The sequence below is a fragment of the Phyllobacterium sp. T2-21 genome (assembly GCF_055378485.1).
The window spans coordinates 125,644-150,154 of sequence record NZ_AP027914.1; the positions used below are offsets into that span (position 1 = coordinate 125,644).

A 24,511-nucleotide genomic window follows, 5' to 3' on the forward strand; every position below is an offset into this window, starting at 1 on the left:
CCCTTTTTCGTCACCCTCAGGCGATCTGTAGATCAGCCGCCGACCGGACGGGACCGGCCGCCGGATGTTTGTCGAGCCTGCTCTTCATCGGCTTGCCCGCCACGTAGACCTCGGCTACCGAACGGTCGTCCCCCATGGTCTGCAGGATGAACAGTTCTTCGGCGAGCGTGGTTGCCGTGCGCATGCGCAATTCCATCGCCGGCTTGGCGCGGCTGTCGAGAACCGTGATATCGGCATCGGCGCCCGCATGCAGCGATCCGATCCGGTCTTCAAGGCCGAGCGCCCGCGCATTGCCGAGCGTCATCATGTAGTAGGACGCGAAGGGCGAGAGGCGCTGGCCCTGCACGTGCAGCACCTTGTAGGCTTCGGCCATCGTCTCCAGCATGGAGAAGCTGGTGCCGCCGCCGACATCCGTCGCCACCGAAAACCGCGCGCCGAGCGTCTGGAACCGGTCGCGGTCGAACAGGCCGCTGCCGAGGAACAGATTGGAGGTCGGACAGAAGACCGCCACGGACCCGGTTTCGGCCAGCACAGCAAGTTCCCGGTCGGACAGGTAGATGCAGTGCCCGAGCAGCATCTTTTTGCCCAGGAGGTCATAGCCGGCATAGATGTCGGTATAATCCTTGGCGGCGGGGTACAGCGACGTGGCATAGGCAACCTCGTCGCGGTTTTCCGACAGGTGCGTCTGCACGTAGCATTCGGGATGTTCACGCACGAGAACCCGGCTCATCTCCATCTGCTCGGGCGTCGAGGTGATGGCAAAGCGCGGGCTGATGGCATAATGCGCCCGGCCCCGGCCGTGCCATTTCGCGATCAGCGCCTTGGTCTCGTCGTAACCGGACTGCGCCGTGTCGCGCAGCCCTTCCGGCGCATTGCGGTCCATCATGACCTTGCCGCCGATCATCAGCATGTTGCGCTTTTCCGCTGCCGCAAAATAGGCGTCGACGCTTTCCGGATGCACCGAGCAATACGCAACCGCCGAGGTGGTGCCGTTGCGCAGGAGTTCGTCCATGAAGCGCCCGGCGATGAAATCGGCATGGGCGGAAGACGCGAACTTCTGTTCCTCGACAAAAATATAGGTGTTGAGCCATTCCAGCAGTTGCGCCCCGTAGGAGGCGATGGCCTGCGTCTGCGGGAAGTGCAGATGCGTGTCGATGAAGCCCGGCAGGATCAGATGCGGGCGGTGATCGACGATCTCCGCCTGCGGCCCGGCCAGAGGCGCAAGCGTTGCATGGTCACCCACGCGGGCAACCCTGCCGTTTTCGATGAGAACGGCACCGTCTTCGAAATAGGAATAGGACGCAGTGTCATCGATGGCCTTCGGCGCATCGGTAAAGGTCAGCACCCGGCCGCGCAGCAGCAGTTGGCTCATTGGATTGTTCCTCCCTTGACTGTGTTCTCATACCACTTGGCCAGCAACTGCCGCTCCTCGTTGGAGATGGCGGTCACGTTGGCGGGCGGCATGGCGTGCGAGCGCCCCGCCTGGAGATAAATCTCGCGGGCATGCGCGGCGATCTGGCCATCGGTTTCCAGCATGACGCCCTTGGGCGGGGCGATAAGCCCTTCCCAGCCCGGCTCCTTCGCATGGCACATGGAGCAGCGGCCGAGGACCGTATCGCGCACCTTGGGAAATTCCGCCGAGGCGATGAAGGGCTGCTGCACGGCCGATACCTTGTCGGCGGCTGGGCCTCCCGACAGGATTTTCGGCACCGTCGACAGCCACATGATGACGATGAACAGGATGGCGGTGACCAGCCACGTCCAGGTTGGGTCGCCCTTGCGGGCATGGCGCGTGTTGAACCAGTGGCGGATCGTGACGCCCATCAGGAAGACCAGCGAGGCGATGATCCAGTTGTACTGGGTGCCGAATGCCAGCGGATAATGGTTCGACAGCATCAGGAACAGCACCGGCAGCGTCAGGTAGTTGTTGTGGGTGGAGCGCTGCTTGGCCTGCTTGCCCAGCTTCGGGTCCGGCGTCTTGCCGGCAATAAGGTCCGCAACCACCTTCTTCTGGTTGGGAATGATGATCATAAACACGTTTGCCGACATGATCGTCGCCGTGAAGGCGCCCAGATGCAGGAAGGCGGCACGGCCGGTGAACAGCTGGGTATAGCCCCAGGCCATGCCCACCAGAATGAAATAGAGCAGCACCATCAGCCGCGTATCGTTGCGGCCCAGCGGTGACTTGCAGATCGTGTCATAGACCACCCAGCCGCCGAAGATCGAGGCCAGCGAGATCGCGATGGCCACCGGCCGCGACACGTCGAGCACATGCGGATCGATCAGATAGAGGTCGGCGCCGGCATAATAGACGATGCACAGCATGGCGAAGCCGGACAGCCACGTCGCATAGGATTCCCATTTGAACCAGGTGAGATGTTCTGGCATCTGCGCCGGAGCGACCAGATATTTCTGGATGTGATAGAAACCGCCGCCATGCACCTGCCATTCCTCGCCGTGGGCGCCGACCGGAAGGTCCGGTCGCTGCCGCAGGCCAAGATCAAGCGCCACGAAATAGAATGACGAGCCGATCCACGCAATGCCGGTGATCACGTGCAACCAGCGGACGGCAAAATTCAGCCATTCCCAGGCTATGGCATATTCATACATGCGGCTCTCCCTTTTATGCGAAAGAGTATGTGCCAAAGCCTGAGCCGCAGGAAAACGCCATAAATCGCCCATCTCTTTCAAAAAAAACTATAAAATGCTACATCTTGGAACGGTGTAAGACAGGGGTGGGAACCATGTCATATTTCGATAATCTTCGTGTTTTCGTTCGCGTCGTCGAACTGGGAAACCTTTCTGCCGCCGGCCGGGACCAGCGGGCGTCCCCGGCTGTCGCCAGCAACCGCATCAAGGAGCTGGAGCGCTATCTCGGCGTGCGCCTTTTCAACCGCACGACGCGCAAGCTGACGCCGACCGAGCATGGCCGCGTCTTCTATGAAGGGGCGGTCAAGATCATCGAAGCGATCAACGAGGCGGAAGCGGCGATTGCCGACCTGTCGCAAAAGCCGAAGGGCGCCATCCGCATCACCGCGCCGCTCGGCATCGGCCGCCGGCTGATTGCCTCCGGCGTGCCGGAATTCCACGACAAATATCCGGATATCGAGGTGCGGCTGCGATTGTCGGACCACAATATCGACATCATGAGCGAGGGCGTCGACGTCGCCTTCAAGCTCGGCATTCTCGAAGATTCCAACCTGCGCATGCGCGGCATCATGAACTGCGAGCGGGTGATCTGCGCCTCGCCGGACTATCTCGCCAAACGCGGCATCCCGGCCAGCCCGGACGAACTCATAACCGGGCATCACGATTGCCTGCTTCTGCGCTATCCCGGCTCCAAGGAATATTACTGGACGCTGCAGACGCCGGAAGGCCCGCGCAAGCTGGAGGTCAGCGGCCCCTATGATTCCGACGACGGTGACGTTTTGACCCGCTGGGCGCTCGATGGCCGCGGCATCATCAACAAGCCGCTGTTCGAGGTCAAAAACCACATCAATGACGGGACATTGCAGCCGATCCTTGAGAATACGCCACCGGTCAGCATCCAGCTTGCGGCGATCTATCCGCACAAGCGGTTCCAGGACCCGAAGGTGCGGCTGATGATCGATTTCATGACCGAGCGCTGCCAGCGGCTGATCAGCGCCATGCTCGAATAGGTATCAGGCGTGCAGGCGCGCCTTCTGCCTGGGCAGGCGCTCCTCGCCGATCCGGTGGTTGAGGGCCGACGTCATGATCTCGGCCGCCGCCAGCGCCGCAATGACGCACGGGCGCTTGTCCTTGACCGCGCTTCCCCCCACCGGGCAGACAAGCCCGTCAAAAATGTCCGGGCGGCCGACTTCCCGCTCCAACCAGCTGCGGAACGTCGCCTTCTTGGTCTTCGAACCGATCATGCCGACATAGGCGGCGTCGCCCCGTACCAGGGCTTCGGCCGTGATGAGAAAATCCAGCGCATGGTCATGGGTGAGGACGACGAAGGCGCTGCCCGCCGGCGCATCGCGTACCACCACTTCCGGCATCGCCGTCAGGCAGGTTTCGATGCCGGGGACCCGCGTGGCGGACAATTCGATCTCGCGCGTGTCGACGAGAACGATGCGCAGCGGCACCAGCGACAGGGCCATGGCCAGTGCGTCGCCGACATGCCCCGCCCCGAAGATGTAGACATGCGGGCGCTGGGCGATTTCCAGGTCGACCTTTTCCACCAGCGCCGAGCGCAGGGGCCTGTCCACCCGCTTGAAACCGAGGGCAACCCGCCCGCCGCAGCATTGTCCGATCTCCGGTCCGAGCGGAACGGAAATATCGTCCGCATCCGCCCCGCCTTCGCTTAGCAGCCGCCGCGCGTGGTCGATGGCCATGAATTCGAGCTGGCCGCCGCCGATGGTTCCAAAAATGCAATCGACCGCAACCAGCATCCAGGCGCCCGCTTCGCGCGGCGTTGAGCCGCTGGCGGATTTCACCTCGACCAGCACCACATGTTTGCGCCGGTTGAGAAAATCCCTGATATCATCGCGGTTCGACGGCATGGGACGCTCACTTCCCGTTTCGCGCAGCGCGCAGCCGCTCGACCGCCATCAGCACGCGCTCCGGTGTAGCCGGCGCATCGAGGCGCGGCGCAATCCGATAATCGGCAACGCTGGCTACAGCCATGGAGATCGCCTCGAGCACGGAGATGGCCAGCATGAACGGCGGCTCGCCGACCGCCTTGGAACGGCGGATCGTCTCTTCGCGATTGACGGACCAGGTGGCCAGTTCCACATTGAACTGGCGCGGACGGTCCGAGGCGAGCGGGATCTTGTAGGTGGAGGGCGCATGGGTGCGCAAGCGTCCCTTGGCATCCCACCAGAGTTCCTCGGTGGTCAGCCACCCCATGCCCTGCACGAAAGCGCCTTCGATCTGCCCGAGATCGAGCGCCGGATTGAGCGATTTTCCGACATCATGCAGCACATCCGTCCGGTCGACCTGATATTCGCCGGTCAACGTATCGATGCTGACCTCCGAGACCGAAGCGCCATAGGCGAAGTAATAGAACGGCCGGCCTCTGCCTTCGGCGCGGTTCCAGTGGATTTTCGGGGTCTTGTAGAAACCCGCCGCCGACAGCTGCACGCGCGCGCCATAGGCCATCCGGATGAAATCGGGAAACGGGATAAGGCGATTGCCGGCGCGGACCGCGTTGGGTTCAAAGAACACCTCGCTCTTTGCGACCGCATAATGTTCGGCGGCGAAATCCACCAGCCGCGCCTTGATCTGCTGCGCCGCATTGGCCGCGGCCATGCCGTTGAGATCGGACCCGGACGATGCTGCCGTCGCCGATGTGTTCGGCACCTTCGCCGTGGTCGTCGCGGTCACCTTGACGCGGTCGAGATCGACCTGGAACTCGTCGGCCACCACCTGCGCCACCTTGGTGTAGAGCCCCTGCCCCATTTCCGTGCCGCCATGGTTCAGATGGATCGAACCGTCGCTGTAGACATGCACCAGCGCACCGGCCTGGTTGTATTCGGTCTTGGTGAAGGAGATGCCGAACTTGACCGGCGTCAGCGCGATGCCGCGCCTGATGATCCGGGTGTCGCGGTTGAAGGCAAGGACCGCTTCACGCCGCGCCGCGTAGTCCGACGACGCCTCCAGTTCGGCGACGATCTGCGGAATGATATTGTCTTCGACGGTCTGATGGTAGGGCGTGACGTTCCTGCCGGCATCGCCGTAGAAATTGGCCTTGCGGATCTCCAGCGGGTCCTTCCCCAGCGCATAGGCGATATCCTCGATCATCCGCTCGCCGCCGACCATGCCCTGCGGGCCGCCGAAGCCGCGAAATGCCGTGTTGGACACCGTATTGGTCTTGAGCGGCCGCGAACGCAGGCGGACATTCGGATAGAAATAGCAGTTGTCGGCGTGAAACAGCGCGCGGTCGGTGACCGGTCCGGACAGATCGGCTGAGAAACCGCAGCGCGCCGAAAACGTCGCGTCCACCGCTTCGATACGGCCGTCATCGTCAAAACCCAGTTCATAGGCCACATGGAAATCGTGGCGTTTGCCTGTGGCGACCATGTCGTCGTCGCGATCCGGCCTGATTTTAACCGCCCGCTTGTATTTCTTCGCCGCAACCGCTGCGACGGCGGCGAAGAGGTTGGCCTGCGTTTCCTTGCCGCCAAAGCCGCCGCCCATGCGCCGCACATTGACCGTGACCGCATTGGCGGGCACGCCGAGAACGTGGCCGACCATGTGCTGGGTCTCGCTCGGGTGCTGGGTCGAGGAATACACCGTCACCTCGTCGTCCTCGCCCGGCATGGCAAAGGCGATGTGGCCTTCGAGATAGAAATGATCCTGGCCGCCGATGCGCATTTCACCGCTCAGCCGGTTCGTTGCCTTGGCAAGCCCCTCGGCAATATCTCCGCGCTCGAGCTTGAGCGGATCGATGACCAGCGGATAGCCGGCTTTTTCAGCGTCGAGCACGTCGATGGCGTGATCGAGATCGCGATATTCCACCTTGACCTTCGCGGCCGCATTCCGGGCAATCTGCCGCGTTTCGGCAATGACGGCAAACATGGGCTGGCCATGGAACTCCACCTTGCCCACCGCAAAGACCGGATCGTCATGCTTGCCGGCCGGGCTCACATCATTGTGGCCGGGGATATCGTCCACCGTCAGGACACCGATGACACCCGCACATGCCCTGACCGCTTCGAAATCGATCGACACGATGTCTGCATGAGCACGCTGCGACAGGCCGAGATAGGCGTGCAGCGTGTCGGCCGGTTCCGGCATGTCATCGATATATTCGGCGGAACCGGAAACGTGCTTGTGGCCGGATTCATGCGGCTGCTGTTCGTGCACCCCGCCCTTGATGCGGGCCAGCGGCTGGATCGAATTCATGCTACCCTCCTAGCCCGCAACCGCGGCATAACGGTTCAGCCGGATATTCTCTTCGCCCGTCGTCTCCAGATGGAAGCGGCGCAGCAGGTTCCTGGCGGTCAAAAGGCGGTAATCGGCCGAGGCGCGCCAGTCGGTCAGCGGCGTGAAATCCGCTGTAAAGGCCGCCATCGCCTGCTCGATGGTCGCGTCATCCCATGAGGAACCCGTCAGCACCTCTTCGACGGCGGCAGCGCGCTTTGGCGTCCCTGCCATGCCGCCGAAGGCGATCGTTGCCGCCTGCACCTTGCCAGCCGTGTCGAGCAGCACCTTGAACGCACCGCACACCGACGAAATGTCCTCGTCGAGCCGTTTCGATATCTTGTAGACGGCGAACAGTTCGCCCGGCTTGAGCGCGGGAATGTGGATCGCCTCGACGAATTCTCCCGGCACGCGGTCCTGTTTGCCATAGTCGATGAAGTATTTTTCCATCGGCACGCTCCGGCGGTTCGGCCCCTTGCGCAGGCGCACGCTTGCGCCGAGCGCAATCAGCGCCGGCGGCGTATCGCCGATGGGCGAACCATTGGCGACGTTGCCGCCGATCGTGCCCATGTTGCGCACCTGCTCGCCGCCGATGCGATTCCACAACTCGGACAATTGCGGGAAATGTTCCGAGATGACCGGATAGGCATCGGTGTAGCTCACACCCGCACCGAGCGTCAGTCCGCTGGCGTCGGCCGTGATCCGGCGCAGCCCGTCCAGATGCGAGGTGAAGATGACGGGGCCGATCTCCCGCATGAATTTCGTCACCCACAACCCGACATCGGTCGAACCGGCAACGATGGTTGCACCGGGATTGGCGTCGAGAACAGCGGCGAAATCATCCACATCGGCGGGCAGGATAAAGCGCTGCTTCCCTTCGCCGACATCGACGCGCCTGCCGTCCTTCAATGCCTGCAGCTGTTCGATGACCCGTGCGCGCTCGGCGACAAGCGGATCATTACCGGCATTGCGCGCCGACACGCTTTGCGCTGCGCGGATGATGGCGGCATAGCCGGTGCAGCGGCACAGATTGCCCTGCAGCGCCTTCTCGATGTCCCGCACCGCCGGGCTCGGATTGTGCATCCACAGGCCGTAGAGCGACATGACGAAACCGGGTGTGCAGAAGCCGCACTGGGAAGCGTGAGTGTCGACCATCGCCTGCTGCACCGGATGCAGCGTGCCGTCGGCGGCGGCAAGCGCCTCCACCGTGACGACATGGCAGGCATCGAGCGAGCCGACAAACCGGATGCAGGCATTGACCGATTCATAGGTCAGCTGGCCATGGGTCAGGCGGCCGACCAGGACAGTGCAGGCGCCGCAATCGCCTTCGGCGCAGCCTTCTTTCGTGCCGCGCAACCGGCGATCGAGGCGCAGGAAATCGAGTAGCGTCTGGGTTGCCGCCACATCGGTCAGTTCGACAGGCCGGTCATTGAGCAGGAAGCGGATGCTGGTGCGCGTCTGGATATCCATGGCCGGTCAGCTCCCGCGATAGGTCGAGTAGGCATAGGGCGCGACGAGCAGCGGCACATGGTAATGCGCGGCCTCGTCACCAATGCCGAAGCGGATCGGCACCACGTCGAGGAACGGCACGGCGCCATCGGTCTGCCCGCCGAGATAGGCGCCAACGTGGAAACGCAGCTCGTAGGTGCCGGCACGCATCTCCGCGCCGGCCAGAAGCGGTGCATCGCAGCGTCCGTCCGCATTGGTGCGCGTGCTGCGCAGTGCCGAGAACTGCTCGCCGTCAAGACGCAGGAGATCGACCCGCAGGTTGGCGGCAGGCTTGCCGCTGGCGGTATCCAGCACATGCGTCGTCAGACGGCCTGTCGTTTCGTTCTGAGAACTCATGAGCGTTCCTCCCTCCCGAGGCGGATTTTCCACTTTTGCATCGCCCAGTTTGCCCGGCGCGGAGGCGGCGCAGTAGGCGGCGCTTCCTTGCAGGACTTTCAAAATTTTCTGGGGGAATGCATCTCCGCTTATTTGATTATTCATGGGATCGGACCAGCAGAGTGGAGGACGGATCGCTGCCATGAGATATCCCAGAGACTTGCATGGATACGGAGAAACCCCGCCGCAGGCCCTTTGGCCGGACGGCGCAAAAATCGCTGTCCAGTTCGTTGTGAACTATGAGGAAGGCGGTGAGAACTGCGTGCTGCACGGGGATGCCGCGTCGGAAGCCTTTCTCTCGGAAATCGTCGGCGCGCAGGCCTGGCCGGGCCAGCGGCACTGGAACATGGAATCGATCTACGAATATGGCGCGCGGGCCGGTTTCTGGCGTCTGCATCGCCTGTTCACCGGCAAGAACGTGCCGGTGACGGTCTATGGCGTGGCAACCGCCCTGCAGCGTTCGCCGGCACAGGTCCGCGCCATGCTGGATGCGGACTGGGAGATCGCCTCGCACGGGCTGAAGTGGATCGAATACAAGGATTATACCAGGGAGGCGGAGCGCGAGCATATGCGCGAGGCCATCCGCATCCACACGGATATCACCGGCGAGCGGCCGAAGGGCTGGTACACCGGCCGCTGCTCGGTCAACACGGTGGACCTCGCAACGGAGGAAGGCGGCTTCGACTATGTCTCGGATTCCTATGCCGACGACCTGCCCTACTGGCACGAGGCCGCCGGGCGGCAGCAGCTGATCATCCCCTATACGCTGGATGCCAATGACATGCGCTTCGCCACGCCGCAGGGCTTCAATTCCGGCGAGCAGTTCTTCTCCTACCTCAAGGACAGTTTCGACACGCTCTACGCCGAAGGCGAAGCGGGTTCTCCCAAGATGATGAGCATCGGCCTGCATTGCCGCCTTGCCGGCAGGCCGGGGCGCGCGGCCGCCGTCGCAAGGTTCATCGACTATGTGCAGAGCCACAGCCATGTCTGGCTGGCGCGGCGCATCGACATTGCCCGGCACTGGGCAGAAACCCATCCGCAGCCATCCGGCGAACCGCGCCCGTCGGGACTGGCGGAAGCGGCATTCGTGGCGCGCTTTGGCGGCGTGTTCGAACATTCCGAATGGATCGCGCAGCGCGCCTTTGCCGGCGAGCTTTCCCATGGGCACGACACGGCAGCGGGGCTGCATGCCCTGTTGACCGCCGTCTTCCGCAGCGCGTCGGCGGAGGAACGGCTTGCCGTGCTTACCGCCCACCCGGATCTGGCGGGGAAACTGGCGCAGGCCAAGCGGCTGACGGAAAGTTCCACACAGGAACAGGCATCCGCCGGTCTCGATGCCCTGACCGACGCGGAGCGCGCGCAGTTCGAAGCGCTCAACGGCCTCTACGTCGAAACCTTCGGCTTCCCCTTCATCATCGCGGTCAAGGACCACAGCAAGGATGGCATCCTTGAAGCCTTCAGGACACGCGTCAAGAACGACCGGGAAACCGAATTCAACACCGCCTGCCGGCAGGTGGAGCGGATCGCGTTTCTCCGCCTGCAGGGCATGCTGCCAAACTGAGGGATGACCATGTCAGGTTCAACAGCTATGCGCGAGATTCGGATACAGCCCCTTACCCGTGAAGCGTTCCAGCCCTTCGGCGACGTGATCGAGGTGGAGGGATCATCCAGCTTTCCCATCAATCACGGCATGTGCATGCGCTATCACGACCTGGCGAAGGTCGAGACAACCGGGGAAAACCCGCGCGTGCTGATCAGCCTCCTGCGCGGCAAGCCCTATGATTTGCCGCTGACGCTGACGATGGTGGAACGGCATCCGCTCGGCAGCCAGGCCTTCATGCCGCTGTCCGCCCATCCCCTGCTGGTCGTGGTTGCCCATGACCTGCCCGGCGGGGCGGGCGATCCCATCGCCTTCCTGACGGGACCGGGACAGGGTGTGAACATCCATCGCAATATCTGGCATGGCATCCTCACGCCCCTCGGCGGCATCTCGGATTTTATCGTCGTGGATCGCGGCGGCGACGGCAACAATCTCGAAGAACATTTTTACCCCGAACCGTTCATCGTCCGCTGAGCGTAGCCGGCGGCATGCCGGCTTTCCCGAAGCGCTCGACAAGCCACTGGATCAAGGCCTTCAGGCGGGCGCTCTGATGCCTGCCGGGCGGATACACCACATGGAACGGCAGCGGCGGATGGCTCCATTCGCCGAGGATTTCAACGAGTTGCCCGGACTCCAGGTAAGGCTGGACGAACGGCTTGAGATTCTGTCCGATACCCAGCCCTGCCAGCATCATGGCGATCTGGCCATTGTCCTCATTGGCGGAGAATTGCAGCTCGCTGACGGTGTACCTGTCGCCGGGTTTCACGAACAGCATCGGCTTGGCCTTGCCGTCCGCATGCGAGAAGAAGCCAACCTTGCAGTGGCGGCCCGCGAGCTCCTGCGGGGCAGCAGGCGTCCCCATGCGTTCGAGATAGGCGGGCGACGCGCACGTCACGAACCCGGCATCGAACAGGTGCCGTGCCACGAGGGACTGGTCGCCGATGTCCCCGGCCCTGATCGCGCAGTCCACGCCCTCGCCGACGATGTTCGCCGTTCGGTTGCTGGTGCCCAAGGCGATGGTGATGTGCGGGTATCGCGCATGGAAATCCGGCAGGTGCGGGATCAGGATATTCTGGGCGAACGTGGCGGTGGATTCGATGCGCAGATGCCCTCGCGGTGTCAGCTTGCTGCCGCGCACCGCACCGTCGGCCTCGTCGATCTCCGCCACCAGACGGGCCGCATGGCGGTAATATTCCTCGCCCTCCGGCGTCACCGCGACGTGGCGGGTGGTCCTGTGCATCAGCCGGGTTCCGAGATGCTTTTCCAGATCGGTCACGAGCTTGCTCACCGTCGAGCGCGGCAGCAGCAGCTGGTTGGCAGCGCCCCGGAAGGAACCGGATTCAACGACCCGTACGAAGGCGCGCATCGCAAGCAGCTGATTCACCGCGTTTCTCCACGTGCGAATGATTGTCCACGATTATGGACAGTGATGCCATGAATGCGGCATTTTGTTTCAGATTTCAATCACCTATTTCCTGCTTTCAGCGCGGCCGGAGCCCGTCCGGCTGCACGTCTCCCACAGGAAAGAGTGAATCCATGACCATCGATCCGATGAAAATTCTGCGCCTGAACCTGTCGCAATGGCAGGGCGGCGATCATCCCGACTATGCAATCGGCGCCCGCGTGCTCGCTGCCCTGGCGCCGCAGGCACCGGGGCCGGAAGAGACGGTGGCCGTGCCGGAAGCCGATAACGCCGTGCGGCCGGTCGAGCGGGGCATCGTCTCCCGCCAGCCGCTGCTCGATCTCATCGCCGCAACCAGCGCATCCATCGCCCGGCACGATCCCGAGGCCATTGTCACCCTGGGGGGCGATTGCCTCATCGACCTCGCGCCGATTGCCCATCTCAATGCAAGATACGGCGACGATCTCGCGATTCTCTGGGTGGATGCCCACCCCGACGTGATGGGGCCGCAGCAGTTCCGCAACGCCCATGCGCATGTCCTTGCCATGCTGATGGGCATGGGCGATCCGGATTTCGTGGCCGCCGTGCCGAAGCCGGTGAAGGCCAGCCAGATCCTCTATGTCGGCCTGACCGAAACCACCCCGTTCGAAACCGATTTCATTCCGAAGCACGGCCTGGCACGGCTCAGCCCGGAAGACCTGGCCGGGTCGGCCGAGCCCGTCCTCGCCTGGCTGCGTGCGTCCGGCGCCAGGAAGGTGGCGGTGCATTTCGACCTCGATGTGCTCGATCCCGCATTCTACGATTTCCTTCTTTCGCAGGACCCCGCTGCCGGTCCGGATGCCTTTGACGGCGTCGCGAAAGGCCGGATGCGCTTCGAGGAAGTGGCCGGAATTCTGCGGGCCGTGAATGCCGAAGCCGATATCGTCGGGCTGGCGATCGCCGAATACATGCCGTGGAGCGCGATCCGGCTGGCAAAATCGCTGCGGACACTGCCGCTTCTCGGCAGCAGCTAGCCAAAACGGACGAGACGGGGCGCAAACCCCGTCTCGTCCATGTGTCGATGGGTCAGCCCTAGTTCAGCGGGATCGAATTCTGATCCTTGCCCGCCTGATACTGGTTCGACAGATCCGCATATTTCTTGGCGATCCGGGCGGCACGGGCATGCAGCCTGCCCCGGTCCGGCTCCGGCAGCGCCGCAATCAGCGCGTGGATGGCATAGCTTTTCCAGAACGCATTTTCAGTGTTGTAACCGCCGGGCTCCAGCGTGAAGACTTCCTTCAGAATCTTCAGGTCATGCGGGATGGCGAAGGCATCGCGGGAATCCTCATGGCTGAAGAAATAGTAGAAATTGTCGAAGCCGGCCCAGGTGATGGCCGAAAGGCACATCGAGCAGGGTTCGTGAGTCGACAGGAAGATGAGATCCCTGGGGTCCGGGCGCTTGTCCGGGTTCACTTCGTAGAAGCGCTTGAGCGTATGCACCTCGCCGTGCCAGAGCGGGTTTTCCGTCTCGTTGTTCGTCTCCGCCAGAACAAGCGACAGATCCGACTTGCGCAGCAAGGCGGCGCCGAAAATCTTGTTGCCTGCCGCCACACCCTTTTCCGTCATCGGAATGATGTGATGCTCCATCGCGTCGAGCAGCGCATCGATCGTCGCGGTCGTTGGTCTTTCCACAGTCATTGACGTGTCCTTCGCTTAAGCCTGCAAACAGTCTGGCCCGGATACGGCATGCATCCGGGCCGCTTTTTCACACAGGGAACAGGGTGTACCGGACGACAAACAGGATCGCCACGAGCCAGGTTGCCAGATGCACGTCCTTGACCCGGCCCGTGAACGTCTTGATCACGACGTAGCTGATGAAACCGAAGGCAAGACCGTTGGCGATCGAGTAGGTGAACGGGATCATCAGCGCGGTCAGTGCCGCTGGGGTTGCCTCGGTGACATCACCCCATTCGATGTCGGTGAGTTCACGCATCATCAGGCCGGCGACGTAGAGCAAGGCTGGTGCCGTGGCATAACCGGGAACGGAACCGGCCAGCGGCGAGATGAACAGGGCCGCCAGGAACAGGACGGCAATGGTGAGTGCCGTCAATCCGGTCCGACCGCCGGCCTGAACGCCCGATGCGCTTTCGACATAGGCGGTGGTGCTGCTGGTGCCCAGCAGCGAACCGGCCACGATGGCGGTGCTGTCGGCAAACAGGGCGCGTCCGAGACGGTTGGGTTTTCCCTCCTCGATCAGGCCGGCACGCTTGCTCACGCCGATCAGCGTTCCCGTGGCATCGAACACCTCGACCAGCACGAACACCAGGATCACCTGCAGCAGGCCCGTATGCAGGGCGCCCATGATATCGAGCTGCAGGAATGTCGGCGCGAGGCTCGGCGGGGCGGAAAACACACCCTTGAACTCGCTGGCGCCCACGGCCATCGACAGGACGGTGACCACGAGAATGCCGATGAGGATCGCACCGCGCACCTTCAGTGCATCGAGCGCCGCGATGATGAAGAAGCCCAGCATGGCGAACAGGGCGGGCGTGCTGCCGAGATGGCCCAGACCGATGAAGGTAGCGGGGTTGGCGACGATGATCCCGGAATTCTTCAGCGCGATGAAGGCAAGGAAGAGGCCGATGCCCGCCGCAATGGAACTGCGCAGCGATTTGGGAATGCCGGCAACAAGCCAGCTGCGCACGCCCGTAACGGTGAGCAGGATGAAAATACATCCGGAAATGAAAACGGCACCCAGCGCCTGCTGCCAGCTGAAGCCCATCGCCGCCACGACCGTGAAGGCGAAGAAGGCATTGAGGCCCATGCCCGGCGCCATGCCGATGGGCCAGTTGGCGACAAGCGCCATGACCAGCGATCCGACCGCCGCGGCGATACAGGTGGCGACAAAGATGGCATTGCGGTCCATTCCCGTCGACGACAAAATCTCCGGATTGACGAAGATGATGTACGACATCGTCAGGAATGTCGTCAGTCCCGCGAGCATTTCAATGCGCGCGGATGTGTTGTGTTCTCGTAGCTTGAAAAGCTTTTCGAGCATGATTCCTCCCCCTGGCTCTCGCCGAGTCTCCGGTTGCTGCGTGACCCCCTTGGATCGGCGAGTCGCATGGCTGCCTGTTTTGAGTTTTCGAACGTCTTCAATCAAGAGAAAACTGGCGCAGCTCCTCCACAGCCAGCCTCTCCTCAGTGCTTCCACTGCGGGGCTGATAGTGCGTCTTCCGGCGCGGCGATGCTAGGCCATGATTTCCGCAGACATGAGCGAAACAGCTTCAATATTTTATTGATGCCAGCTAAGTTTCGGATGGGAAAAGAGACAGATAGCGGCTGCGGCTATCCCTCTCATTCATAGAAACATTTGCCGCATCCCGCAAGCATCCTGCCTGACTTAACTCAACCACAGGCTGGACAGCGGCATTGCATGCAGCTTTTCACCGAAGGGCGTTATCCGGTCGTGATCGTGCAGCACGATGCCATGGACGAAGCGGTCGCCGACCGCCTCCTGCAGCTGGCGCAGCCCGCGCAGATCCTGCTGGCGCACGGTGGCCGCCGCCTTGACCTCGATGCCGATGACCCGGCCACGCCTGTCCTCGATGACCAGATCGACCTCGTCCTGATCCTTGGTGCGGTAATGCGAAAAGGTCAGGCGGCGCTCCGACCAGGCCGCCAGCTTGAAGATTTCCGACACGACAAAGCTTTCCAGGATGGCGCCGAACCGCGTGCGGTCGCTCAGCACATCGTCGGCATCGGTGTCGCGCAGGGCACCGAGCAGACCCGTATCGAGAAAATGCAGCTTGGGCGTCTTGATCAGCCGGGTCAGCCGGTTGGTGGACCAGGGCGGCAAGGTGCGCACCAGGAACAGCCGTTCGAGAATGGCGACATATTTCTGCGCCGTCACGCTGGAAAGGCCGAGCGCCGCACCGAAACTGGAATGGTTGGTCAGTTGGCCCGCATGTTCGGCCAGCACATCGAGCAGCCGCGGCAGGCGGTCCAGCTGATCGATATTGGCAATGTCCCGCACGTCGCGGTCGAGAATGAGGGCAACGTAGTCTTCCAGCCAGGCCTTGCGGCGCGCTGGCGACGACCGGCGCACGACCTCCGGGTAGCCGCCGCGCAGCACGATATCGCTCAGGGCCTGTCCGGTGACCGGCCGGGCTGCCAGCTGCAGATCGTCCCCGGCAAACAGCCGGTCGAGAAAATTGCCCGGTGTTCCCGCCAGTTCGCATTGTGCAAACGGCAGCAGCGGGATGACCGCCATGCGTCCCGCGAGGGAATCGGCGATGGCCGGAACCGTGGCGAGATTGGCCGATCCCGTCAGCAGGAACCGCCCCGGCTCCTGATCCGTATCGACGCTCTCCTTGATCGCCAGCATCAGTTCCGGCGCGCGCTGCACCTCGTCGATGACGGCCCGTTTCAGTCCGCGGATGAAGCCGACGGGATCGGTACGGGCCGCCTGCAGGGTCGCGGCATCGTCCAATGTCAAATAGGGCCTGTCGGCACCCGAGAACTGGCGGGCCAGCGTCGTCTTGCCCGCCTGGCGCGGACCGGCGATCAGCACAACCCGCGTATCCGACAGGGCGGTTGCGACGTGCGGCCCGACGCGTCTTTCGATCAGGCCATGCTTTTCAGGCAGGGAATCACTCATGCGTCCACTCCTAAATCATTTACCGTCTGATTTAAAGCGAATAGACGTCTATTTTTAATCACATGCGCGATGCAATACAGGCGAACGAGCGGCGCTTCAGTTCGGAACAGGCGGCACTTGCAGCCTGTAGATCCGTGAAACCACCAAACCGCACCCGAAAGCGCTTGGCTGCGGGTTCAATATAACCCTTGGCCTCGGGCAAAATCGAACGGACCAGCCGATCCGCCTTGCCCAGCAGCCGGTTGGCATCGGCGCGCGTATCCACCGCACCGATCTGGATATTCCACTGGCCGCTTGTTTTCAAAGGCTGAAGACCACCGTCGCCCTGCTCGATGGCGGATTCATCGATAAGTTCGGCAATGCCGGGTTTGCGCTGCGGTTCGGCTTTGGCAACAAGATTATTGCCACGTTTGCCCGCATCGCTTGCAAGCGGCATGTACTGGGTCAAAAGCTCCGCCATCCGGTCATCACGCGACCGGCCGGTCTTGCCGCCGAGGACAACGCCGACAATATGTCTGTTGTTGTCAGTGAACGAGGATACGAGATTGAAACCTGAAGCGTCGGTATAGCCGGTCTTGATCCCGTCAACGCCGGCATAGCGATACATCAGATTGTTGTGACCGTTGATCTGCTTGCCGCGGAAGACGAAGGACCGCTGCGAGAAAAGACCATACTCCTTGGGGAAATCGCGCATCACGGCCACGCCCAGCACAGCCATATCCCGCGCCGTTGTCGTCTGTCCCTTTTCCGTCAGGCCGGATGCGTTGCGGAACACCGTGTTTCTGAGACCAAGCTGCCGTGCACGCTGGGTCATCTGCTGTGCAAAACGCGCCTCCGATCCGGCCAGATGCTCACCCATGGCGGAAGCCGCATCATTGGCCGAAAGGATGATCATGGCATCCACGGCTTCGCGCACGCTCAGCGTATCGCCGCCGCGCATCCACAGCTTCGCTGGAATCTTGCGGGCAGCGTTGGCCGACATGACGATACGATCATCCCACTTCAGCTTGCCCTTCCGGATCGCCTCGAAGGTTAGATAAAGCGTCATCATCTTGGCCAGCGAGGCCGGTCCGTGCGGCGCATAGCCGTTGCCCTCGCCTAGGACCTTGCCGGTCGGCACGTCGAGCACCAGCCAAGGCTGGTCCGCTGCCTGCGCCGCGCCCGCCAAACCGGTGGCAAGGGCACAGGCCAGCGCAAGCGTTCTGACGCAGTACAACAGGCTTTGACGAGCGAAACCAAGCAGCATTGCGGGATCTCCATGCGAAAGGGGCGAAGGCATAATTCAACGGGTTGGGCGTCGGTTGAGACTACTGAGGCCGAGGTTGATAAGGTGTAAACAACCATGGTGAACGGCGTGATCTTCACCGCTGATTGAGCAGAAATTGCGGCCGGCCTATCCGCCCTGTCCGCCCCGCATGGGGCAACGACGTTCATTGAATTGTCATTGGCTTGAAACGCAGCTGTCACAGACCAAGCCTAAGAAGACCCCGCGCCGGGTCGGGTCGAAAACGGCTTTCCCCCAGCACCACATGCGCCCCCATTGTTCGATTTTGAAGAGAGATATCCTGTGCGGATCATCCAGATCACCGACACTCACCTCAGCCCTTCCAAGGCCCATTTCAACGCCAACTGGTCACCCCTGGCCCAATGGGTCGCGGAGCAGAAACCGGACCTGGTGGTGCACACGGGCGATCTGTCCATCGACGGCGCGGATATCGAGGATGACCTGGCCTTCTCCGCCGGCTTGCTGAACGCGCTTCCTGTCAAGGTCCTGAGCCTGCCCGGCAACCACGACGTCGGCCACATGCCCGGCAGCCCGCAGCCTGTCAATGCCACGCGCATCGACCGCTGGCGCGAAATGGTCGGACCGGACCGCTGGATTCACGACATGGACGGCTGGCGGCTGGTCGGCCTCAACAGCCTGATCCTCGGCAATGACAGCCTCGAAGAGGAAGAACAGTTCGACTGGCTTGAGGACGCCCTTGCCGAAGCGGAGACCCGCCGCATCGCCCTCTTCGCGCACAAGCCCTTGTTTGTCGACGCGGCCGACGAAGGCGAAACCGGTTACTGGAGCGTTCGCCCTGCGCCGCGCAAACGGCTGCTCGACCTGATCGGGGAATATGATGTGGCCCTGCATGCCAGCGGGCACCTGCACCGCGCCTGGCAGGGCATGCACAACGACACCAGTCTCGTCTGGGCCCCGGCTTCGTCGTTCGTCGTCGGGGACATGGAGCGGGACATGCCCGGCCAGCGCATTGTCGGCGCGGCGATCCATACGCTGACCGACACGGTTGAAACAGACATCGTCGAGATCGGCAGCCTCTCACGCTTCATCCTCGATGACGTCATCGAGGAGGTCTATCCGCGTGCACGCATCGCGCAGGCACCGGAGACAGCCGCATGAGCGCGTTCGCCCTCAGGAACATCTCGAAATCCTATGGCACGAACAGTATCCTGAACGATGTCAGCATCGAAGCGGAAGACGGCGAGTTCATCGCCCTCGTCGGGCCATCGGGCTGCGGCAAGAGCACCTTGCTGCGCATTGCCGCCGGTCTTGACCATGGCGATGCCGGCAGCATCTGGATGCGCGACCGCGAAATCACGGCGGAGCACCCGGCCGACCGCAATGTGGCGATGGTGTTCCAGTCCTATGCGCTCTATCCGCACCTGACCGCCGAGCAGAACATTGCCGTGCCGCTGGCCATGCGCACGCTTTCCACCCTGCAGCGCATGCCGTTGCTTGGCCGTTTCACCGCGGGCCGAAGCGCCGCGCAGGCGGCAATCAAACAGCAGGTGCTGGCCACGGCAACCAGCCTGAAGATCGACCACCTGCTCGACCGCAAGCCGGGGCAGATGTCCGGCGGCCAGCGCCAGCGCGTGGCGCTCGCCCGGGCGCTGGTGCGCCAGCCCGGCGTGTTCCTGATGGACGAGCCGCTTTCCAATCTCGACGCCAATCTGCGCGTGCACACCCGCGCGGAGATCGTCGACCTGCACCGGCGCACCGGCGTGCCGACCATCTACGTCACGCACGACCAGTCGGAAGCCCTCAGCATGGCCGACCGGGTTGCCGTGATGATGGGCGGCAAGGTGCTGCAGTTCGCCTCGCCTGCCGAGATCTATGACGATCCGCGCCATGTCGAGGTGGCAAAATTCGTCGGCAGCCCGCGCATCAACATCATCGATGCCGTGACCGCGGACAATGGCACAGTGTTTTTCAGCGGCAAGGCCGTGGTCGACGGCGTCACCGGTCCGGTCGGCACGCCGGTCCAGCTCGCAATCCGGCCGGAGCGCATCAGGCTGAGGCCGCAGGGCGCCAAGGGCATTGCCGCCACCGTCACCCGGCTGGAGTTCCTCGGCTCGGAAGTGCTGGTGACAACGCAGGCCGATGGCGCCGGGGACGGCATTGTCATCAAGGCCGCCCCGGCCGACGTCACCCATCTGGGTATGGGATCGCCGGTCACGCTCGAGATCGACAGGGATGCCTGCCTCGTCTTCGGGCAGGACGGGCTGCGCGTGCCGCTGCGGGCAACGGCAAGGGTTGCCGTCGATGCATGAGACCGCGATACCCAATCATCTTTCCGCCAGCCGGACCACCGCCCGGCAGGCAGCCATCCGCGCCGCCAAACGCGAAGAGCGCGTGGCCTGGCAGCTGGCTGCACCGGCAATCCTGCTCATTATCGTCCTGATATTGCTGCCGACACTCGCCGTCTTTATCTTCAGCCTGACCAATTATGAGCTCGGCTATGACGACTTCCAGTTCATCGGCCTCGACAATTATATCGAGCTCTTCGCCGACCGGACGTTCCTCATCTCGCTGAAGAACACCGCCGTCTACACCGCCATCGTCACGCCCTTTTCCGTGTTCATCGGCCTTGGCGTCGCCCTCCTCATCGAGAGCGAGACACGCGGCCGCGCCTTCTTCCGCACCGTGTACTTCCTGCCCGTCGCCTCGCTGCTGGTGGCCATGGCAACGGTGTTCCAGTACCTGCTGCATCCGACCATCGGCCCGGTCAACGCCATGCTGTCCATGCTTGGCATTGCCGGTCCCAACTGGCTCGGCAGCAGCAGCACCGTGCTGATCAGCCTGGCGATCGTCGGCATCTGGCAGTCGGTCGGTTTCAACATGGTGCTGTTTCTCGCGGGCCTCACCGCCATCCCGCGCGAACTTTATGCCGCGGCGGAAGTGGATGGCGCCAAGGGCAGCTGGGAGCGCTTCCGGCTCGTCACCTGGCCGATGCTCGGACCGACTACCCTATTCGTCGCCACGATCAGCGTGATCAACGCGGTGAAGGTATTCGAGACGGTCAAGACGCTGACCGAGGGCGGCCCGAACAAGGCTTCGGAAGTGCTTCTCTGGACCATCTATCAGGAGGGCTTCGTCTATCTGCGCGTCGGCTATGCCTCGGCCATGACCGTCATCTTCCTCGCTTTCCTCATCGTGCTGATGCTCGTCCAATACCGGGTTCTCGACAGACGGGTGCACTACACATGAAAAACACCGCCTTCTTCTCCATGCGCAACCTGCGTCTGGCCATGCTTTCGGCCGGAGCGCTCGTCTTCCTGGCGCCCTATATCTGGATGATTTCCACGGCGGCGAAATCCCGCGAGGAAATCTTTTCGTCCTCGCTCACCCTTTTGCCGCAGCACTGGGCGCTGTGGGAAAACCTTGCCAAGGCGCTCACCCGGGTGCCGATGGGCCAGCTCCTGTGGAACGGGCTTGTCGTCTGCGGCCTGATCTTCTTCTTCCAGGTGGTCATCGCCATTCCCTGCGCCTATGCCATGGCCAAGCTGAAATTCCGCGCCGCCCGCACGATGATGACGCTTGTCATGCTCGGGCTGCTCATCCCCATTCATGCCACCGCCCTGCCCATCTACGTCGCCCTGAACAAGGCTGGCATGCTCAACAGCTATTTTGCCCTGTCCGCGCCGTTTTTCATCTCGGTCTTCGGCATCTTCCTGTTCCTGCAGTTTTTCCGCGCCATGCCGGACGACCTGATCTCGGCCGCCCGGCTCGATGGCATGTCGGAGCTTGCCATCGTCAACCGGGTGATCGTTCCCAATGCCTGGCCGGCCGTCACCGCCTTCGCCATCTTCTCGGTGGTCGCGCACTGGAACGACCTGTTCTGGCCGCTCATCGTCATCACCGGCAGCGAACGGGCGACACCGCCTTTGGGCCTCCTGTTCTTCCGCGCCGCCGAAGCCGGGGACGATTACGGCGCGCTGATGGCCGCAACCCTCATCATCACCCTGCCGCTCGTTGCCGCCTTCCTGCTGGCGCAGCGGCGTTTCATCGAAGGCATCACCCTCACCGGCCTCAAAGGCTGACAGTTCCCAAGACCAGGAGATAACAATGAGCTTCTTCCGAAAGACGATTGCGGCAGTCGCGATCGCTACCGCGTTCAGTGTTCCCGCTTTCGCGGAAACCACCCTGAACGTGCATTACCCGATGCCCGGCTTCTTCAAGGATGTGATGGATGTCATCTCCAAGAAGTTCATGGAGGAAAACCCCGATATCAAGATCAGCTTCGTCAGCCCCTCGGCCACCTATGAGGAAGGCATCCAGACGATCCTGCGGCAGGCGGGAACCGCCGAAATGCCCGATATCACCTTCATCGGCCTCAACCGCCTGCGCATGATTGCCGAGCGCAGCGTCAATGTCGACATGAAGCCGCTGATCGCCAAGGAGCCTGATATGGCGGCCCAGGGCTTCAGCGACAACATCCTTCGTCTCGCCCAGGTCGGCGACCAGCAGGTCGGCCTTGCCTTCGCCACCTCCAACCCGATCATGTACTACAACGCCGACCTGATCCGGCAGGCGGGCGGCAATCCCGACCAGCCGCCGAAGACCTGGGACGAGGTCATTGCCCTCGGTGCCAAGGTCAAGGCGCTCGGCAACGGCAATGAAGGCATCGATTTCCGCTGGCAGGGCGATGACTGGATGTTCTCCGCCCTGCTGTTTGGCGCCGGCGGCACCATGCTTTCGCCGGATGAAAAGAAAGTCGCCTTCAACGGCCCGGAAGGCATCGCCGCCTTCAACCTCGTCAGCCGTCTGGTCAAGGAGGGCGGCATGCCTGTCCTGACCAAGCAGGCGGGTGAACAGGCCTTCGTTGCCGGCAAGGTGGGCTTTGCCTTCCAGACCACGGGCGCGCTGCGCAACACGATCAAGAATGTCGGCACGAAGTTCGACCTGCGCACCGGCTCGCTGCCGCTGCTCAATCCGGAAAAGGGTCATCTGCCCACGGGCGGCAATGCCGTCGTCATCCTGACCAAGGATACCGCCAAGCAGCAGGCCGCATGGAAATTCGCCAAGTTCGCCGCCGGTCCCTACGGCGCTTCGGTGGTGGTTCCCGGCACCGGCTATGTGCCGAACAACGAACTTGCTGCGAAGTCGCCGGACTATCTCGCCGATTTCTACAAGCAGAACCCGCTGTTCCAGGCTGGTCTCAACCAGATGAACCGCATGATCCCCTGGTATGCCTTCCCCGGCACCAATGGCGTCAAGGTGACCCAGACCATCGTCGACAACCTCTCGCGTGTCGTCGAACAGTCGGCCACACCGCAGGAAGCCCTGAACAACGCGGCCGACGAGGTCCAGAAGCTTCTGCCACGCCGCTGACACCGGTTCAATCAAGGACAGTCGCCCTGCCCACCGCGACAAGGCGCCTGTCCGCATCACACGCATTTGCCAACTTGGTATAACGGTTTTGCAATGGTTTGAGACTATGACCATCAGGGACAACCACCGGCTTGAAATATGTATCCCGGATACGTACTCGCGCCGGACCATCAATCCTTGCTGGACCAGCCATCGATGCCACCAACCGAATCCGGCCACAAGACGGAAAAGCGTATTGAAGAACGCAAGCGGACACGCCTGCGCTCAGGAAAGCTTGCAACGCTTGAAGGCCAGTTTCTGACCGAGTGCCACTTTCACAACATTGCCGGCGGCGGTGCCCGCATCCGCACCGTGGGGCCCTGCACCATCCCCAACCGCTTCTGGCTGTTCGACGACCAGTATCGCGGGGCGCTGATGACCGAGATTGTCTGGCACCGGGATGGCGACTTCGGCGTGCGCTTCATCGAGGATGCGAATGTGACACCGCTGAGCGAAGCCGTCCTCAGCGCCCTAGCCGGAAAATACTATTCCCTGTGAGGCGGATCAGGGTGCCGCGGGTGCCTGCCGCTGCAGGCCCTTGGTGTTCTGGTCGCGGATCTCCTTGGCGGTGATGTAGTTGAACTGTTCGACCAGAAGATCGCGCACCAGCGGTTCGGGGAATTTGGCGTTGACCCCGTCGATGACCGATTGCTTGACGCTGGCAAATTCAACCTTCTGCACGTCTTTCACATCGGAAAAGCGGCCGTAGAACTGGCGGAAGATTTCATCATTGATGAACGGCGCAACGGGCACGGTGACCGAGGCCTTGACGCGGCTGTCGAGCGTGTAGCCGAGCTGCACCACGATATAGCCTTCCACTGCCCCGTCCAGAATGATCGGGACACTGAAACTGTCGGTCTTGCCGAAATCGAGCACATCCTTGCTCTGCGACGACACAGCCGCCGTCGCCGAATTCTGCCACACGGCAAAATACAGCGATCCCAGCGCCACGCCGCAGATCCAGAGGCCGATCAGGACAATACGGATCATGCGCCTTGCCCGTTCCTCATCTGCTGGGCGGTGTAGGTGCCGTCGGCTTCCTGCGTTTCCAGCGCATCCCGGATGAGGCCGGTCAGCTCGGTCACGGCACGCAGATGCAGCTTGATGGCATCACAATTGCGGTCCAGCTTCTGCTTCAAGGCATCCAGCACCGGCTGCAGCGATTTCAGCGCCGGTACCCCGGCGGTTTTCGCGGCCTTGTTCATCGCCTTGTTGAAATCGCGCAGGCCACGGCTCTTGTGCGAGTTGATTTCGGCAAGATCGATCGTCTCGCCATCGAGCAGCAGTTTGGTTTCGCGCTCGACGACCTCTTCGAGGCGCTTGATGGCAAAGAGGACTGGCTCAAGCGCCGGTTCGACCTCGGGTACAAGGGGAGCGTGTTCGATCACGGTGCCGTTCTCTTCATTATCGTTGACTATATCCATATTCATTTCCTCCAATCTTGCC

Annotated in this window: 23 protein-coding genes; 10 read left to right on the forward strand and 13 right to left on the reverse strand. The window is 62.4% G+C overall.

The genetic code is table 11. From position 1 onward, the window contains the following. Nucleotides 1–16 precede the first annotated feature (16 nt). Both guaD and ACZ5FP_RS20910 read right to left on the reverse strand, forming a co-directional pair. Nucleotides 17–1,372: a guanine deaminase gene (guaD, locus tag ACZ5FP_RS20905; RefSeq protein WP_464664404.1), complete on the reverse strand. Its 1,356-nt coding sequence runs from the start codon at nucleotides 1,370–1,372 to the stop codon at nucleotides 17–19. Continuing rightward, entirely contained in the window at nucleotides 1,369–2,610 is a 1,242-nt protein-coding gene (locus tag ACZ5FP_RS20910) for a urate hydroxylase PuuD (protein ID WP_223615437.1), read from the reverse strand. Before ACZ5FP_RS20910 ends, guaD begins: the two co-directional genes overlap by 4 nt. Before the next feature lie 134 nt (nucleotides 2,611–2,744). Between ACZ5FP_RS20910 and ACZ5FP_RS20915 the strand changes: the two genes are divergently transcribed. Continuing rightward, entirely contained in the window at nucleotides 2,745–3,659 is a 915-nt protein-coding gene (locus ACZ5FP_RS20915) for a LysR family transcriptional regulator (protein ID WP_105735167.1), read from the forward strand. Between the two features lie 3 nt (nucleotides 3,660–3,662). Here ACZ5FP_RS20915 and xdhC read toward each other — a convergent pair whose 3' ends face one another. Genes xdhC through uraH form a run of 4 tightly spaced genes read right to left on the reverse strand, consistent with a single transcriptional unit; the run spans nucleotide 3,663 to nucleotide 8,730 of the window. Further along, complete coding sequence (xdhC, locus tag ACZ5FP_RS20920) at nucleotides 3,663–4,523, reverse strand: xanthine dehydrogenase accessory protein XdhC (RefSeq protein WP_464664405.1); 861 nt, start codon at nucleotides 4,521–4,523, stop codon at nucleotides 3,663–3,665. A 7-nt stretch (nucleotides 4,524–4,530) separates the two neighbouring features. Continuing rightward, a complete protein-coding gene (gene xdhB, locus ACZ5FP_RS20925; RefSeq protein WP_464664406.1) occupies nucleotides 4,531–6,867 on the reverse strand; it encodes a xanthine dehydrogenase molybdopterin binding subunit in 2,337 nt (778 codons plus the stop codon). 9 nt (nucleotides 6,868–6,876) lie between these two features. Continuing rightward, on the reverse strand, nucleotides 6,877–8,355 hold the full coding sequence (gene xdhA / locus ACZ5FP_RS20930) for a xanthine dehydrogenase small subunit (RefSeq protein WP_464664407.1): 1,479 nt from the start codon (nucleotides 8,353–8,355) through the stop codon (nucleotides 6,877–6,879). 6 nt (nucleotides 8,356–8,361) lie between these two features. Further along, nucleotides 8,362–8,730, reverse strand: a complete 369-nt coding sequence (gene uraH / locus ACZ5FP_RS20935) for a hydroxyisourate hydrolase (protein WP_105735171.1) — start codon at nucleotides 8,728–8,730, stop codon at nucleotides 8,362–8,364. A gap of 181 nt (nucleotides 8,731–8,911) precedes the next feature. On the opposite strand from uraH, the gene puuE reads away from it, so the two are divergent. Together puuE and ACZ5FP_RS20945 are read left to right on the forward strand one after the other, a co-directional pair. Further along, entirely contained in the window at nucleotides 8,912–10,330 is a 1,419-nt protein-coding gene (gene puuE, locus ACZ5FP_RS20940; RefSeq protein ID WP_464664408.1) for an allantoinase PuuE, read from the forward strand. Between the two features lie 27 nt (nucleotides 10,331–10,357). Continuing rightward, entirely contained in the window at nucleotides 10,358–10,843 is a 486-nt protein-coding gene (locus tag ACZ5FP_RS20945) for an ureidoglycolate lyase (RefSeq protein WP_464664458.1), read from the forward strand. On the opposite strand, the gene ACZ5FP_RS20950 is transcribed toward ACZ5FP_RS20945, so the two are convergent. Further along, nucleotides 10,830–11,753, reverse strand: coding sequence for a LysR family transcriptional regulator (locus ACZ5FP_RS20950; protein WP_464664409.1), 924 nt, complete (start codon nucleotides 11,751–11,753; stop codon nucleotides 10,830–10,832). The two genes, ACZ5FP_RS20945 and ACZ5FP_RS20950, sit on opposite strands and share 14 nt — an antisense overlap. A 152-nt stretch (nucleotides 11,754–11,905) precedes the next feature. Here ACZ5FP_RS20950 and ACZ5FP_RS20955 point away from each other — a divergent pair, with 152 nt between their 5' ends. After that, complete coding sequence (locus tag ACZ5FP_RS20955) at nucleotides 11,906–12,784, forward strand: arginase family protein (RefSeq protein WP_464664410.1); 879 nt, start codon at nucleotides 11,906–11,908, stop codon at nucleotides 12,782–12,784. A 58-nt stretch (nucleotides 12,785–12,842) separates the two neighbouring features. Here ACZ5FP_RS20955 and ACZ5FP_RS20960 read toward each other — a convergent pair whose 3' ends face one another. From ACZ5FP_RS20960 to ACZ5FP_RS20975, 4 genes are all read right to left on the reverse strand, one after another. Then, entirely contained in the window at nucleotides 12,843–13,448 is a 606-nt protein-coding gene (locus ACZ5FP_RS20960) for a deaminase (RefSeq protein WP_223615446.1), read from the reverse strand. A gap of 67 nt (nucleotides 13,449–13,515) precedes the next feature. Then, nucleotides 13,516–14,808, reverse strand: coding sequence for an NCS2 family permease (locus tag ACZ5FP_RS20965; protein WP_223615447.1), 1,293 nt, complete (start codon nucleotides 14,806–14,808; stop codon nucleotides 13,516–13,518). Nucleotides 14,809–15,153: 345 nt separating this feature from the next. Further along, on the reverse strand, nucleotides 15,154–16,410 hold the full coding sequence (locus ACZ5FP_RS20970) for an ATP-binding protein (RefSeq protein WP_464664411.1): 1,257 nt from the start codon (nucleotides 16,408–16,410) through the stop codon (nucleotides 15,154–15,156). A gap of 58 nt (nucleotides 16,411–16,468) precedes the next feature. Continuing rightward, a complete protein-coding gene (locus ACZ5FP_RS20975) occupies nucleotides 16,469–17,656 on the reverse strand; it encodes a serine hydrolase (RefSeq protein WP_464664412.1) in 1,188 nt (395 codons plus the stop codon). A gap of 321 nt (nucleotides 17,657–17,977) precedes the next feature. Here ACZ5FP_RS20975 and ACZ5FP_RS20980 point away from each other — a divergent pair, with 321 nt between their 5' ends. The 6 genes from ACZ5FP_RS20980 to ACZ5FP_RS21005 all read left to right on the forward strand — a co-directional run bounded on the left by ACZ5FP_RS20980 (nucleotide 17,978) and on the right by ACZ5FP_RS21005 (nucleotide 23,563). Beyond that, a complete protein-coding gene (locus ACZ5FP_RS20980) occupies nucleotides 17,978–18,814 on the forward strand; it encodes a metallophosphoesterase family protein (RefSeq protein WP_464664413.1) in 837 nt (278 codons plus the stop codon). Next, entirely contained in the window at nucleotides 18,811–19,965 is a 1,155-nt protein-coding gene (locus tag ACZ5FP_RS20985) for an ABC transporter ATP-binding protein (RefSeq protein WP_464664414.1), read from the forward strand. The genes ACZ5FP_RS20980 and ACZ5FP_RS20985 overlap by 4 nt, the downstream gene beginning before the upstream one ends. Beyond that, nucleotides 19,958–20,902: a carbohydrate ABC transporter permease gene (locus ACZ5FP_RS20990; protein ID WP_464664415.1), complete on the forward strand. Its 945-nt coding sequence runs from the start codon at nucleotides 19,958–19,960 to the stop codon at nucleotides 20,900–20,902. Before ACZ5FP_RS20985 ends, ACZ5FP_RS20990 begins: the two co-directional genes overlap by 8 nt. Continuing rightward, nucleotides 20,899–21,735, forward strand: a complete 837-nt coding sequence (locus ACZ5FP_RS20995) for a carbohydrate ABC transporter permease (RefSeq protein ID WP_288193878.1) — start codon at nucleotides 20,899–20,901, stop codon at nucleotides 21,733–21,735. The genes ACZ5FP_RS20990 and ACZ5FP_RS20995 overlap by 4 nt, the downstream gene beginning before the upstream one ends. A 25-nt stretch (nucleotides 21,736–21,760) precedes the next feature. Further along, a complete protein-coding gene (locus ACZ5FP_RS21000) occupies nucleotides 21,761–23,026 on the forward strand; it encodes an ABC transporter substrate-binding protein (RefSeq protein ID WP_464664416.1) in 1,266 nt (421 codons plus the stop codon). 195 nt (nucleotides 23,027–23,221) lie between these two features. After that, a complete protein-coding gene (locus ACZ5FP_RS21005; RefSeq protein ID WP_346307662.1) occupies nucleotides 23,222–23,563 on the forward strand; it encodes a PilZ domain-containing protein in 342 nt (113 codons plus the stop codon). Nucleotides 23,564–23,569: 6 nt separating this feature from the next. On the opposite strand, the gene ACZ5FP_RS21010 is transcribed toward ACZ5FP_RS21005, so the two are convergent. Both ACZ5FP_RS21010 and ACZ5FP_RS21015 read right to left on the reverse strand, forming a co-directional pair. Further along, on the reverse strand, nucleotides 23,570–24,055 hold the full coding sequence (locus ACZ5FP_RS21010; protein WP_223615455.1) for a hypothetical protein: 486 nt from the start codon (nucleotides 24,053–24,055) through the stop codon (nucleotides 23,570–23,572). Further along, on the reverse strand, nucleotides 24,052–24,489 hold the full coding sequence (locus ACZ5FP_RS21015; protein ID WP_308526412.1) for a flagellar protein FlgN: 438 nt from the start codon (nucleotides 24,487–24,489) through the stop codon (nucleotides 24,052–24,054). The genes ACZ5FP_RS21010 and ACZ5FP_RS21015 overlap by 4 nt, the downstream gene beginning before the upstream one ends. Nucleotides 24,490–24,511 lie beyond the last annotated feature (22 nt).

Excerpts from the sequence above, each read along its gene's own strand:
- guaD (WP_464664404.1), bottom strand. The coding sequence starts at position 1,372 with ATGAGCCAACTGCTGCTGCGCGGCCGGGTGCTGACCTTTACCGATGCG.
- ACZ5FP_RS20910 (WP_223615437.1), bottom strand. The coding sequence starts at position 2,610 with ATGTATGAATATGCCATAGCCTGGGAATGGCTGAATTTTGCCGTCCGC.
- ACZ5FP_RS20915 (WP_105735167.1), top strand. The coding sequence starts at position 2,745 with ATGTCATATTTCGATAATCTTCGTGTTTTCGTTCGCGTCGTCGAACTG.
- xdhC (WP_464664405.1), bottom strand. The coding sequence starts at position 4,523 with ATGCCGTCGAACCGCGATGATATCAGGGATTTTCTCAACCGGCGCAAA.
- xdhB (WP_464664406.1), bottom strand. The coding sequence starts at position 6,867 with ATGAATTCGATCCAGCCGCTGGCCCGCATCAAGGGCGGGGTGCACGAA.
- xdhA (WP_464664407.1), bottom strand. The coding sequence starts at position 8,355 with ATGGATATCCAGACGCGCACCAGCATCCGCTTCCTGCTCAATGACCGG.
- uraH (WP_105735171.1), bottom strand. The coding sequence starts at position 8,730 with ATGAGTTCTCAGAACGAAACGACAGGCCGTCTGACGACGCATGTGCTG.
- puuE (WP_464664408.1), top strand. The coding sequence starts at position 8,912 with ATGAGATATCCCAGAGACTTGCATGGATACGGAGAAACCCCGCCGCAG.
- ACZ5FP_RS20945 (WP_464664458.1), top strand. The coding sequence starts at position 10,358 with ATGCGCGAGATTCGGATACAGCCCCTTACCCGTGAAGCGTTCCAGCCC.
- ACZ5FP_RS20955 (WP_464664410.1), top strand. The coding sequence starts at position 11,906 with ATGACCATCGATCCGATGAAAATTCTGCGCCTGAACCTGTCGCAATGG.
- ACZ5FP_RS20960 (WP_223615446.1), bottom strand. The coding sequence starts at position 13,448 with ATGACTGTGGAAAGACCAACGACCGCGACGATCGATGCGCTGCTCGAC.
- ACZ5FP_RS20965 (WP_223615447.1), bottom strand. The coding sequence starts at position 14,808 with ATGCTCGAAAAGCTTTTCAAGCTACGAGAACACAACACATCCGCGCGC.
- ACZ5FP_RS20970 (WP_464664411.1), bottom strand. The coding sequence starts at position 16,410 with ATGAGTGATTCCCTGCCTGAAAAGCATGGCCTGATCGAAAGACGCGTC.
- ACZ5FP_RS20975 (WP_464664412.1), bottom strand. The coding sequence starts at position 17,656 with ATGCTGCTTGGTTTCGCTCGTCAAAGCCTGTTGTACTGCGTCAGAACG.
- ACZ5FP_RS20985 (WP_464664414.1), top strand. The coding sequence starts at position 18,811 with ATGAGCGCGTTCGCCCTCAGGAACATCTCGAAATCCTATGGCACGAAC.
- ACZ5FP_RS20990 (WP_464664415.1), top strand. The coding sequence starts at position 19,958 with ATGCATGAGACCGCGATACCCAATCATCTTTCCGCCAGCCGGACCACC.
- ACZ5FP_RS20995 (WP_288193878.1), top strand. The coding sequence starts at position 20,899 with ATGAAAAACACCGCCTTCTTCTCCATGCGCAACCTGCGTCTGGCCATG.
- ACZ5FP_RS21000 (WP_464664416.1), top strand. The coding sequence starts at position 21,761 with ATGAGCTTCTTCCGAAAGACGATTGCGGCAGTCGCGATCGCTACCGCG.
- ACZ5FP_RS21005 (WP_346307662.1), top strand. The coding sequence starts at position 23,222 with ATGCCACCAACCGAATCCGGCCACAAGACGGAAAAGCGTATTGAAGAA.
- ACZ5FP_RS21010 (WP_223615455.1), bottom strand. The coding sequence starts at position 24,055 with ATGATCCGTATTGTCCTGATCGGCCTCTGGATCTGCGGCGTGGCGCTG.
- ACZ5FP_RS21015 (WP_308526412.1), bottom strand. The coding sequence starts at position 24,489 with ATGGATATAGTCAACGATAATGAAGAGAACGGCACCGTGATCGAACAC.